Annotated in this window: 11 protein-coding genes; 8 read left to right on the top strand and 3 right to left on the bottom strand. The window is 69.7% G+C overall.

All coding sequences use genetic code 11. From position 1 onward, the window contains the following. Nucleotides 1–201 carry a hypothetical protein gene (locus WMF29_RS12210; RefSeq protein WP_437328998.1) on the bottom strand — a complete coding sequence of 67 codons (201 nt, stop codon included), beginning with the start codon at nucleotides 199–201 and terminating at the stop codon, nucleotides 1–3. 81 nt (nucleotides 202–282) lie between these two features. Between WMF29_RS12210 and WMF29_RS12205 the strand changes: the two genes are divergently transcribed. The 5 genes from WMF29_RS12205 to WMF29_RS12185 all read left to right on the top strand — a co-directional run bounded on the left by WMF29_RS12205 (nucleotide 283) and on the right by WMF29_RS12185 (nucleotide 5,074). Next, a complete protein-coding gene (locus WMF29_RS12205) occupies nucleotides 283–606 on the top strand; it encodes a helix-turn-helix domain-containing protein (RefSeq protein WP_437328997.1) in 324 nt (107 codons plus the stop codon). A gap of 534 nt (nucleotides 607–1,140) precedes the next feature. Beyond that, nucleotides 1,141–2,109 carry a hypothetical protein gene (locus WMF29_RS12200; protein WP_437328996.1) on the top strand — a complete coding sequence of 323 codons (969 nt, stop codon included), beginning with the start codon at nucleotides 1,141–1,143 and terminating at the stop codon, nucleotides 2,107–2,109. 400 nt (nucleotides 2,110–2,509) lie between these two features. Beyond that, nucleotides 2,510–3,955, top strand: a complete 1,446-nt coding sequence (locus WMF29_RS12195; protein ID WP_437328995.1) for a thrombospondin type 3 repeat-containing protein — start codon at nucleotides 2,510–2,512, stop codon at nucleotides 3,953–3,955. A gap of 242 nt (nucleotides 3,956–4,197) precedes the next feature. Then, nucleotides 4,198–4,401: a hypothetical protein gene (locus WMF29_RS12190; RefSeq protein WP_437328994.1), complete on the top strand. Its 204-nt coding sequence runs from the start codon at nucleotides 4,198–4,200 to the stop codon at nucleotides 4,399–4,401. 112 nt (nucleotides 4,402–4,513) lie between these two features. Further along, complete coding sequence (locus WMF29_RS12185; RefSeq protein ID WP_437328993.1) at nucleotides 4,514–5,074, top strand: pyridoxamine 5'-phosphate oxidase family protein; 561 nt, start codon at nucleotides 4,514–4,516, stop codon at nucleotides 5,072–5,074. Nucleotides 5,075–5,076: 2 nt separating this feature from the next. Here the strand turns inward: WMF29_RS12185 and WMF29_RS12180 are convergent, their stop codons facing one another. Continuing rightward, a complete protein-coding gene (locus WMF29_RS12180; RefSeq protein WP_437328992.1) occupies nucleotides 5,077–6,030 on the bottom strand; it encodes an MBL fold metallo-hydrolase in 954 nt (317 codons plus the stop codon). 105 nt (nucleotides 6,031–6,135) lie between these two features. Next, on the bottom strand, nucleotides 6,136–6,789 hold the full coding sequence (locus WMF29_RS12175) for an MEDS domain-containing protein (protein ID WP_437328991.1): 654 nt from the start codon (nucleotides 6,787–6,789) through the stop codon (nucleotides 6,136–6,138). Nucleotides 6,790–7,304: 515 nt separating this feature from the next. Here WMF29_RS12175 and WMF29_RS12170 point away from each other — a divergent pair. The 3 genes from WMF29_RS12170 to WMF29_RS12160 all read left to right on the top strand — a co-directional run bounded on the left by WMF29_RS12170 (nucleotide 7,305) and on the right by WMF29_RS12160 (nucleotide 11,054). After that, complete coding sequence (locus WMF29_RS12170) at nucleotides 7,305–8,756, top strand: amidase (RefSeq protein ID WP_437328990.1); 1,452 nt, start codon at nucleotides 7,305–7,307, stop codon at nucleotides 8,754–8,756. Nucleotides 8,757–9,152: 396 nt separating this feature from the next. Then, complete coding sequence (locus WMF29_RS12165; protein WP_437328989.1) at nucleotides 9,153–9,530, top strand: hypothetical protein; 378 nt, start codon at nucleotides 9,153–9,155, stop codon at nucleotides 9,528–9,530. A 315-nt stretch (nucleotides 9,531–9,845) separates the two neighbouring features. Beyond that, on the top strand, nucleotides 9,846–11,054 hold the full coding sequence (locus tag WMF29_RS12160) for a pyridoxal phosphate-dependent aminotransferase (RefSeq protein WP_437328988.1): 1,209 nt from the start codon (nucleotides 9,846–9,848) through the stop codon (nucleotides 11,052–11,054). The last annotated feature ends 125 nt before the right edge of the window (nucleotides 11,055–11,179 follow it).

Below are 11,179 nucleotides of genomic sequence, written 5' to 3'. Positions count from 1 at the left end.
CTACGCCCACTTCACCACGCTCACGGGCGCTGCGCTGCGCGGCCCGATCCGGTTCGGTACGGCGCTCGACATCGAGGACGGACCGGGCCGCACGGTCCACGAGGTCGCGCAGCTCTTCCGCCGCCAGATCGAGCAGTCGTGGGCCTCGCGATGCTGCTCGCCGCGCTGCGTGGTGCTCTCTTCACGAGCCTCCTGGTACACACACGGCACAGCCTATCGGAGATCCTCGATGCACCGCAGCCGCGCGTGGCCCCGGCGTGCGTCCGCAAGGCTGAAGAATACATGGCTGCGCACGCCGCGGAGCCCATCACGCTGGCCGACATCGTCGCCGCGGCGGGCGTGCCGGAGCGGTCCCTGCGAGCAGCCTTCGTGGCGAGCCGGGGAATGCCGCCGATGGACTTCCTGCGGCGGCGCCGGTTCGAGCTCGCGCGCCGCCAGCTGGCCGAGCCCTCGGCCGGCACGTCGGTCGCGGGCGTCGTGGCCGCGCTCGGGCTCGGCAACCCGGGGCGGTTCAGCGTCGAATACAAGCGCCGGTTCGGCGAGAGCCCCTCCGGGACGCTGTCCGCGGGGCGCGCGGCCGCGGGCCTGCCGCGGCGCCGGCCCTGAACGTCACGAGCGCTGGCACCCACGAGCAACAACCCCGGCGACAACGCCACCCCGGGCCAACCGCCCGCAGCTCACCATGGCGTACCGGTAGTCGGGCTCGACCTCGACGTATCGCGCAGATCGCCATCGATCGCGTGCGCGAACGATGTCGCCTGTCCAGAAACGGCAGCGAGCTGTCCACGAACGGCAAGACAAGCGCGCGGACGAGCTCGTCGCTGTTGCATCCTCGCCTGAACCTATGGTGGAAGATCGCTCCGTCATCGAACTCGGCAGGGTCGCCGCGGTCGGTCACGGCGGTGCGCCGTGGACTCCGCAGGTGAGGCATTCAGGCAGCAGCAGGCGGCGGCGCGCGACCGGACCTGGGCGACGGGAACCGGCGGCGCGCACACACCGAATGCCATGCAGGGGCCTGCGTCAACATCACCTCCGAAAGCGCCGATTCGACACTGGCATCTAACTTGAATAGCTAACTTGAATAGACCGCCAGCCCCTTCTCCAGCCAGCGCAAGCACAACCTTGAAAGGATGACCACCCATGCGGTATCTTGCAGGCTCACGTCTCCACTCTCTGACGATCCCGGCTCTCTCCACCCTGCTGCTCGCAGGCTGTACCAGCGCCGGCCCCTCCGCGGCCGACGGCGACGAAAGCCGGGAGGTCGTGGGCGAGGCCCATGACGCGCTCACCCCCGAGCAGTGCACCTACTTCGATCCAGGCGGCACAGTCCAGATCTGCCACCATACCGGCTCCGCGAGCAAGCCGTACAAGATCCTTCGTATCAGCGACCAGGCCTGCATCAACGCGCATAGCGCCCACGACGGTGACTACATCACCAGCACCGACCCGAGCTCGCCGCTCTACGACCCGACCTGCAACGGCCAGGGCTGCCTGCCGGTGGGGGCGCCGTGCGACGCCACCCTCCCGTGCTGCGACGGCCTGCTGTGCCAGAACGGCACCTGCACCGACCCCTGCGCCTCGGCCCCCTGCCAGAACGGCGGCGCCTGCGCCGCGACCGAGAGCGGTTACACCTGCACGTGCGCGCCCGGCTGGACGGGGACGAGCTGCGAGACGCCCGTCTGCGTCCCCACCACCTGCGCCGCTCAGGGAGCGACCTGCGGCTCGATCGCCGATGGCTGCGGCGGGGCGCTCGACTGCGGCTCGTGCGGGTCGGGCTTCACCTGCCAGAGCGGCACCTGCCAGCCCACAGCGCCGGCGTGCCCGTGTGATGGCATGCCCGGGTGGGGTCCCCCTGCTCCCCCCGTCGAGTGCATCAACTACTCGGGGTTCATGGGCCCCGGCAGCATCTACTACTATCTGAAGAGTAACAGCAATGGCCACGAGGGCCCCTTCGTCGAGTTCGCTGTCAACGGCCAGCTCGGCCCGGAGCCCGACCAGTGCGGATACGTGTCGGTGGCCAACACCCTCACCTCCTTGCCGCTCACCAGCCAAGCTCAGGCGGACGCCTGCGTACAGAGCTTCCTGAGCTTCGCCGGCAGCTGCCCCTGAGCTGGGCGACGGCCCAGGGAGGTCATCCGGCGCAACGCCTTGCCGGATACGAACGGTGCCATCGTCGGCTGTTTCCCGGTCCTGGTCTTGAATCGGTGTGACGGCATCGAGCTAGCTGCGAAGCGGCTGCTCGACAACGTCGTCCAGATGGCGGTCCACCCGCTGTCGTCTTCTCGTCACGTCCGACCCGGGCCGCGGCTGGATACGGGATCTCCGTCGGGCCGCCCGAACGCCCTGGCCAATTCAGCAGCTCCGCCGGGTTAACCCGCATCGGGGTGGCCCCTGCTTGCCGTGGTGGCCGCGTCGAGCGCGCGCCGGCCTCGGAGCCGCTTTGGGATAATCCGGACTGACGCCACCCTGGGCCTTTCACTCTCTCCGGGTTTGGTTTAGGGTACGCCCCATGAAGCGCTTCGCCTCGATTCTGTCCTTCTCCACGATGGTCTTGCTTCCAGCCGCGGCGCACGCCGCGGCGGAGAAGCTCCTGCTGATGGAGGTCGTCGTCTCCCCGACACAGGCCGAGTCCGTCGCGATCCGGAACCCCGGAAACACGCCGATCGTCCTGACCGATTATTATCTCGCCGATTACAATACTTATTACGACGTGGTCATCGCTGGGGCACCCGCCGGCACCAGCGACTTCATCGTGCGATTCCCCGCCGGTGCTGTCATCCAGCCGGGTGAGACCCAGTACGTGTCGATCGCCGGCGGCGAGTGCTTCAGGACCTCCTGCGGCGTGACGAGCGCGTTCACCGGATACGGGATCTATCCCACGTACGAGATCGCAACGGGCGCCGCGACCACGACGAGCCCCGCTGTCCCTGACATGCTCGTGCCGGTCATGAACGGGGTCGGCACCGCGTGGGGGTTCACCAATGGGGGCGAGCCGGTCATTCTATTTTACTGGGATGGCATGACGAACCTCGTGACCGACGTCGACTACGTGCCTTATGGAACGGCAGGGACCCAAGCCCCGGTGAACAAGACGGGCGTCACGGTCAACGGCTCGACGTATCTGCCGGATACGGCGGACAATCCCGCGCTGCACGCACCCCTGTCGATGAATACGACGACGATCAACACGTGTCGCGTGGACCTCACGGAGGCCGGCCAGGTCATGACGGGCAGCAATGGCGTCAGCGGCCGCGACGAGACCAGCGAGCCCTGGTCGACGACCTGGACCGCGTGCGCCGTGCCGAGCGCCGCCGATATCGACCTCGACACGGTCCTCAACAACATAGATAACTGCCTCACGGTGTCCAACACCGCGCAGATCGACACCGACGCCGACGGTGTCGGCGACGCCTGCGACAACTGCCCGACCGTGGCCAATAGGGTGCAGTCGGATGTGGATGCCGACGGCGTCGGGGACGCCTGCGACAACTGCCCGACCGTGCCGAACCCCGACCAGGCGGACTCCAATGGCAATGGCATCGGCGACGCCTGCGACGCGTCCGGCGCGGGCGGCGGGGGTGGCATGGGCGGTGGTATGGGTGTCGGCGGTGGTACGGGCGTCGGCGGCGATGGCACCGGCGGCGGCGCCGGCGGCGATGGCACCGGCGGCGCTGGCACCGGCGGCGCCGGCGGCGATGGCACCGGCGGCGATGGCGCCGGCGGCGATGGCGCCGGCGGCGATGGCGCCGGCGGTATGGGCACCGGCGGCGACACGACATCCACGACCGCGGCCGCCACGACCGGCACCGGCGGCGCGGGTGGCAGCGAGGATGACGGCGGCTGCGGCTGCCGCGTGACCGGCGAGGAGTCGCCGCGGGGCGCGTCCTACGCTTCGCTCTTCGCGATCGCGGCGGCCGCGCTCGGGGTGCGGCGCCGGCGCTCGCGATCCCGCTAGAACACCGATCACGTTCTTCAAGCAAGAAATGAACCGCTAAGGCGCCAGAAGACGCCAAGACGCCAGAAAATAAAACAAACGTCTTGGTGTCTTATGGTGTCGTGGCGGTTCGAAATTCTGCGCTTTTCAGGCAATTTCAGCCCGTTTGTCGCTCTAGAGAGAGGTTGGTCGGCCCTCGCAGCCCTACCACCGTGGCTCAACGAGCTCGTCGAGCGCGGGGGCGCGACGGTCGTAACGCGGGGTTGAGCTGGCCGCTCGCGCAATGGGGATGGGGAGCGGTCGCCGCGGAGGTCGCGTCCGCCGCGGATCCATTCGCCCTCATCGACGCATCGCCCGACGCGCACGCGCGGCGGCTCGCCACCGCCGAGAGCCTGAACGTCGAGGCGGGCGTCGCGGAATACCATCTTGTGATGGAGTGGGTCTCCGACCGAACCGACCACGGATGAGCCAGCCCGCGTGGCGCAGCGCGCGCGTTGCTCTCTCCCCCTCCCCTCCCCTCACCGCCGCGCCGCCCCTACAACACCGCGCGACGCGGCAGTCCGCCGCCCACGAGGATCCATGGGACGAACCTTCTCCGAGCTGGACGACGACCTCATCGGCTTCCTCGCCGAGCAGCGCCTCTTCTTCGTGGCCTCCGCCCCCTCGGGCAGCGGCGGGCACGTCAACCTGTCGCCGAAGGGGCACGACACCTTCCGCGTGCTCGACCCGCGGACCGTGGCCTACCTCGACCTGACCGGCAGCGGCGTCGAGACCATCGCGCACCTGCGCGACAACGGCCGCATCACGCTGATGTTCTGCGCGTTCGACGGCCCGCCCCGCATCCTGCGCCTCCAGGGCCGCGGCGAGCCCGTCTTCCCAGGCGACCCGCGCTTCGGCGCGCTGGCGGACCTCTTCCCGCCGTTCCAGGGCGTCCGCTCGGTGATCCGCGTCGAGCTCGAGCGCGTCGCCACGTCGTGCGGCTACGCCGTGCCGCGCATGGCCTACGAGGGAGAGCGGGACACGCTGTCGAAGTGGGCGGAGCGCAAGGGGCCTGAGGGCCTCTCGCTCTATCGGCTGCAGAAGAACACGACGAGCATCGACGGCCTGCCGGGCCTGCCGCCGCCGTCGGAAGATGCGTGATCTCAGAGCCTGCGGGTCTCGCCGACGTCGAGGATCCAGAGGCGCTCCATGTCGCCGCGGCCCTTCAGGAAGGCCTCGCGCGCGAGGACCGGCGGCTCGCCGATCGGCTCGTCGGTGAGCTTGTACGTGCCCCAGTGCATCGCGACGAAGGTGCGCGCGCCGAGCAGCTTGGAGGCCTGCACGGCCTCTTCCGGGCCCATGTGCTGCGGCTCCATGAACCAGCGCGGGGCGTAGGCGCCGATGGGCAACATGGCCCAGTCGATGGAGCCGCCGTTGCGCGCGCCGATCTCGGCGAAGCCGTCGAAGAAGCCGGTGTCGCCCGAGTGGTATGCGGCGCCCTCGGGGCCGCGGATCACGAAGCCGCCCCAGAGCGCCTCGTTCCTGTCCCAGGGCATGCGCATCGACCAGTGCCGCGCGGGCACGAGCGTGATCTCGACCTGGCCGACGCGGACGGACTGCCACCACGCGAGCTCGTCGATCGCGCCCGCGCCCAGCTTCGCGAGGAGCGCGCCGTTGCCCTGCGGCACCACGAAGCGGGGCCGGAGCGGCGGGTTCTTCTTGCCGAGCTTGCCCGGGTGCACCGCGTGCGCCGCGAGGATGCGCGACAGCGTCGGCGTGTCCAGGTGATCGCGGTGATTGTGCGTGATCAGCACCAGATCGATCTCGGTGAGGTCCTCGAGCGGGATGCCCGCCGGGGCGAGCCGCTTCGTTGTGCCGAGGCCCGTCGCGAGGATGGGATCGATCAGGATGCGCAGGCCGCCCAGCACGAGCAGGAACGACGCGTGGCCAATCCACGTGAGCGAGGCGCGGCCGCTCTCGACGAGCGAGCGGTCGTACGTGCGGTGCGGCGTGACGAACCCGTCAGCGACGGCCTTCTCGCGGGCGCCGAGCTTCCACTTGAGGACGTCGGCCGCGCCGCGCGCGGGCGTGGTGGCAAGATGATCGAAGCGTCCCACGCAGGGGGTATACCACGCGGAGCGAGGCGGCGATCGTGGCAGCCCGGCGCGCGAAGCGGAGCGCCCCGGGCGCCTGCCGCGGGGCGCGGATCAGCCGAAGGCGTGTCAGCCCGCGTTCGCGAGAGCCACCGGCGCCCGCCGCAGCGCGAGCTTCTTCAGGAACGTCACCGGGTCGAGGTAGTACGGATTCTCGTGCACGTGGCCGCCGATGACCACGTGCGAGTGCGTGGCGAGCACATCGGCGATCACCCGGCCGCTGAAGCGATTGACGTCGTAGCAGCAAAGAAGCGTGCAGTCGTGCTTGGGCGCCAGCGTGTTCACCTTTGCTTCGTAGACCATCAGGTCCTCGGTGCCCGGCAGGCTCTTCAGCGCCCATTCCATGTCGCCGCAGGTGCGAACGGACTTGAACTCGCCTTCGGCTGCGCCCTGGAGCACGCCCTCGAGCGTCGAGAGCATGCGGTCCGCGACGAACACGTTGTCCTGGAGGTACGTCTGCTCGGAAGGCACGACCTTGAGCTGGCCACGCTGAATCGCGTCCTGCACGGGCACGCCGCCGCTTTGCATCCGATTCACATGGTCGTCATGCACGCTCGACTCGAGGATGGTCACCACCTCGTCGCCGGTATCGATTCCTTCCTGGAAGTACGGATTGAGGATGTCGTACATTTCCTTGCGCGAATCGAAGAACGCGCAGATGTGCTGCAGGCCATGCAGCTCCTTGCCGCAGAGACTCACTTTTCGCGTGCGCATCGACGCCATGTTGCACTCCTAGGGCTCGTACGCTTACCACCTCGTCGCATCCGCGTCGACGCATATCTCGGCCGCGCTCGATCAGCTCGCGTGCTTCGGCGTGTGGTGGAATTCGAAACGCGAGGCAAGCGCGCGGCCCCACTCGGCCCGGAGGCCTCAACGAGCATCGCGAGCTCTGCCATGCATTCGGCCTCAGCCGCGCTGCAACGGCACAAGCTGGGGTGGATGCGCGAACCCTGCTTCGCCACGAACATGGATGGAAAGCCCGGTGCATGACGAAAGGTGCACGCCGGGTTTGGACGGGGCGGCCAAAGACCGATCCGGCGCAAGCCGGGCACGGCGCCGGCCGTCCACCGAGCTACGAATGCGACAGCCGCGCCCTCTCGCCGGAGACGCCATCCTGTGCCCGGCGTCGCCGTCGGCTGTGATGCACGACAGATCCACACGACAAGGACCATGGCGAGAACACCGAGGCGAACGCGCATATCCGTTGCGAAGGACATATCATCCGTTATAGTGGACACATGCCGCCGACCTCGCTCGTGCAAGCCACCGCCGTCGAGCTCCTCGCGCTCTACCGATCCCGCAGCGCTTCCCCCGTCGAGGCGCTCCGCGCCGTCCTCGCCCATGTGGAGCGCCAGGGAGCCCCGCTGAACGCGTTCGCGCTCCTCGACGAGGAGCGGGCCCTGGAGGCCGCGCGGGCGTCCGAGGCGCGCTGGGCTCGAGGCGAGCCGGTGGGGCGCCTGGACGGGGTACCCGTCTCGGTGAAGGACCTCCTGCTCACGCGCGGCTGGCCGACCCGGCGGGGCTCGCGCACCGTGGACGCGGCTGGCCCCTGGACAGAGGACGCGCCCGCCGTCGCCCGCCTGCGGGAGCACGGGGCGGTGCTCTTCGGGAAGACGACGACCTCCGAGTTCGGCCTGAAGGGCCTCGGCGACAGCCCGCTGACCGGGATCACGCGCAACGCGTGGGACCCGCGGCGCACGCCGGGCGGCAGCAGCGCCGGCGCCGTCACGGCGGTGGCGGCCGGCTTCGGTCCGCTCGCCGTCGGAACGGACGGCGGCGGCTCGATCCGCGTGCCGAGCGCGTTCTCCGGGGTGGTGGGGTGCAAGCCGACCTTCGGTCGCGTGCCCGCGCACCCGGCGAGCGTGGTGGGGGTGCCCCCGCACGTGGGGCCGATCGCGCGCACCGTCGGCGACGCGGCGCTGCTCCTCTCGGTTCTCTCCGGTCCTGACGATCGCGATCCGTTCCGGGCCCCGCCGCCGCGCGAGGACGCGCTGTACCTGGGCGCGCTCGTCGCGGTCGACGCCCCCGACGCCCCTGACGCGTCCGACACGCTCGGCGCGTCCGACACGCTCAATGCAAGGTTCCTGCGCCGCGTGCGGGTCGGCGTGAGCGCCACGCTCGGGTACGTCGATCTGCCGGGCGAGACGCGGGCCCGCTTCGACGCGGCGGTCGCGCTCCTCCAGCGGCTCGGCGCCGAGGTGGAGGAGGTGGCGCCGCCGTTCGCTGACCCGGGGGGCGTGCTGCGGACGCTGTTCGCGGCGCGCGCCGCGCACACGGTGCGGGAGCTCGGACCGGAGCAGCGCGCGCTGCTCGATCCGGCGGTCCAGAGCGCGGCAGCCCAGGGAGAGGCGCTGAGCGCGGTGGCGTACCTGGAGGCGGAGCGGCAGCGCGCGGAGCTGGCGCTGACCATGGCCGCGTTCCACCGCCGCTTCGATCTGCTGGTGACGCCGACGTCGGCCGGGGCCGCGCCCCTGATCGACGGCGGCGCGCTCCCCCCCTCCTTCGTCGCGCCCTTCAGCCTGACGCGCCAGCCGGCGATCAGCGTGCCGATGGGCCTCACCAGCGTCGGCCTGCCGCTCGGGCTGCAGATCGTGGGGCGTCACTTCGAGGAAGCGCTGGTCCTGCGCGCCGCGCTCGCGCTCGAGCGCGAGAGCGCCCCGCTGCAGGCGCCGCCGCTCCGCGCGAGCTGAACGGTCGCGCGAGGCCGCGACCCGATGGGCGCGGCGGTCCGCTTCGTGTCGATTCCATCCTCCTTCCCACGGACCCTGAGCCAACGCTCGAACGCGTGCGGCACGAGGCGGGCACGCTCGTGCTGGCCCCCCCGAAGCTCGCGGTCCTTCAAGCAACGCGGCCTGCCGCGGGGCCCGAGCTCGCGACCGCAGCCTGGGACCGGCGGAGCGCCCGCGATGCGCGACTACGCGCGCACGTGAGCGAGGTTTCGCTCAACTACGCGCGCACGTGAGCGAGGTTTCGCTCAACCTGCCCACGCACGCCTCCAAGGAATAGCCCGAAGAAGCGGGGGGTTTGATGCGCGGGCACCTGCCTTGCTCTGAGGGAACAGCGAACCCTCACAAGGAGCTGCTCAGATGAAGAACACCATTCGCGCCGCGCTCGCCGTCCTGTCTCTTGCCTCCGGCCTCCTGGCCGGCTGCGTCGTAGCCCCCGAAGAAACGACCACTCCCGAGGAGACGACCGCCGTGACAGAGGAGCTCGTGAACAACGGTGGGGGCACTGGTTCGCTCAGTTGGTGGTGCAGCGAAGACGGGAGCTGCACGTGCGAGGGTGGAACGCTGTCGTCAGACTGCTGGGGGCTCTCTCCGTACTGCATCGACAGGTTCGAGTGTCGCATCAACCCGCCGTACCTGTGCTATTGCCACTGGAAGGCCGTGCGGCAAAACCCGGGCGTCAAGGCGACGACAGGGACAGTCGGGAACGCGACAGTCGGGACGGCGATCAGTCCGTGAGTGCCCGCACGGCGGTCAAGGAGACCAGCCGAGCGGCGCGGGGGCGCGCGCGGGCTCCACACGGGACGACGAAGGCGTCAACAGGTGCCCCACGAGCGCCTGCGGGGGGGCCTGCGGGGGGGGGACAACGACCGCTCCGTAAGCCGAGCTCGCACTTCGGCCCATCCTCACCCTGGTCCCACGCCTTCGCACACAAGCTCTGGGGCCGCGCCTCTCACTCTTCCTCCTTGCAACTGGCCAGCGAAGGTGGCCTCCTGAATCCTGGGGACTACTAGCCTGGTTGATGCTGGTTGAACACCACGGGAGGAGCGCTCCATGCAGCCTCGAACGACAGCGAGCAACGCACCCATCGCCCCGGTTCGCCGGTCCGGCGCGCCGCCCATCGACATGGCGCTGAACCACGGCACGTACTGTTCCGAGCGGTGCGCGGACGTCCTGCGGCGCCACGCCGGCAACATCTCCCTCCGGAGCTACCCGGCCGGAGACAACGGAGATCTCCGGCGCGCGCTCGCCGCGGACGCGGGCGTCAGGCCGGAGAACGTGCTGGTCGCCAACGGGAGCGGCCCGCTGCTCAAGACCTGCATCCCGTTCCTGATCGAGCGCGAGATCAAGCGCTCGGCGATGCGGACCCTGCGCTTCTTGCTGAAGCGCACGGCCTATCCCATCATCACCACGCGGCTCACCTACTCCAAGGTGCCTGCCTCCGGCGTCCGCGTGGGGCTGCGATGCGAGCTGCTCCCGCTCTGCCCGGAGAACGGCTTCGCGCTCGACATGAACATGCTCGAGTCGCGCCTCTCGCGGCAGGACGGCCTGGTTTACCTCTGCAACCCCAACAACCCCACGGGCAACGTCCTCATCACGAGGCAGGAGCTCGGTCCGCTGCTCACCCGGTTCCCGAAATCCCTCTTCTTCATCGACGAAGCGTACGTGCACTACCTCGAGGAGAGCCCGAACACCCGGATGGCGGACCTGGTGCTGCGCCATCCCAACCTGATGGTGCTGCGCAGCTTCTCCTTCGCCTACGGGCTCGCGTCGGTGCGCGTGGGGTACGCCATGGGGAACGCGAAGGTGGTGGCGCAGATGGAGGCCAAGATGACGCCGCACCGCGTCGGGCAGCTGGCCGCAGAGCTCGCGATGGCGTCCCTCCAGGACAGCGGACACCTCGGATTCGTCCGGCATCAGACGGCGAGGGAGCGAGCCAGGCTGATGGCAGCCATCGGAGCTCATCGCGCTCTGGAGGCCTATCCGTCACAGACCAACTTCATCCTGTGCCGCGCGCGCGGGGCGTGGTCCGGGGCGAAGATCCACGACGCGCTGCTCGCCCGAGGCGTGAAGGTGAAGGCCTTCGAGCCGTTCGGCGACGAGCGATACGACGAATACTTCCGCGTGACCGTCGGCCTGCCGGCGGAGAACGCCTGCTTCATCGAGCAGCTCGACGCCCTGATGAGCCCGCGCCGCAGGGAGGAGCCCTCCATGACGACGGCCCCGGCGGTGCGCCAGGTCGAGCTCTCGGAGCTTGCTTAGCCGAGAATTTGCTCAAGGTTCCGGGAATGGATCCCCGAGGACCGAAACCCGTCCCTGCCTGCCTGACCGATACGCAGCGGGAGATCGTGGAATCCCTGGTATCGGCGCCTGAGCCCGCTCTCCAG

Source organism: Sorangium sp. So ce381 (assembly GCF_051473845.1).
Lineage (GTDB): Bacteria > Myxococcota_A > Polyangia > Polyangiales > Polyangiaceae > Sorangium > Sorangium atrum.
The sequence above is the reverse complement of the archived record's forward strand: the minus strand, read 5'-3'. Positions and strand labels throughout refer to the sequence as shown.

Coding starts and splice junctions, on each gene's coding strand:
- WMF29_RS12160 (WP_437328988.1), top strand. CDS start 9,846: ATGCAGCCTCGAACGACAGCGAGCAACGCACCCATCGCCCCGGTTCGC.
- WMF29_RS12175 (WP_437328991.1), bottom strand. CDS start 6,789: ATGGCGTCGATGCGCACGCGAAAAGTGAGTCTCTGCGGCAAGGAGCTG.
- WMF29_RS12170 (WP_437328990.1), top strand. CDS start 7,305: ATGCCGCCGACCTCGCTCGTGCAAGCCACCGCCGTCGAGCTCCTCGCG.
- WMF29_RS12185 (WP_437328993.1), top strand. CDS start 4,514: ATGGGACGAACCTTCTCCGAGCTGGACGACGACCTCATCGGCTTCCTC.
- WMF29_RS12195 (WP_437328995.1), top strand. CDS start 2,510: ATGAAGCGCTTCGCCTCGATTCTGTCCTTCTCCACGATGGTCTTGCTT.
- WMF29_RS12200 (WP_437328996.1), top strand. CDS start 1,141: ATGCGGTATCTTGCAGGCTCACGTCTCCACTCTCTGACGATCCCGGCT.
- WMF29_RS12205 (WP_437328997.1), top strand. CDS start 283: ATGGCTGCGCACGCCGCGGAGCCCATCACGCTGGCCGACATCGTCGCC.
- WMF29_RS12165 (WP_437328989.1), top strand. CDS start 9,153: ATGAAGAACACCATTCGCGCCGCGCTCGCCGTCCTGTCTCTTGCCTCC.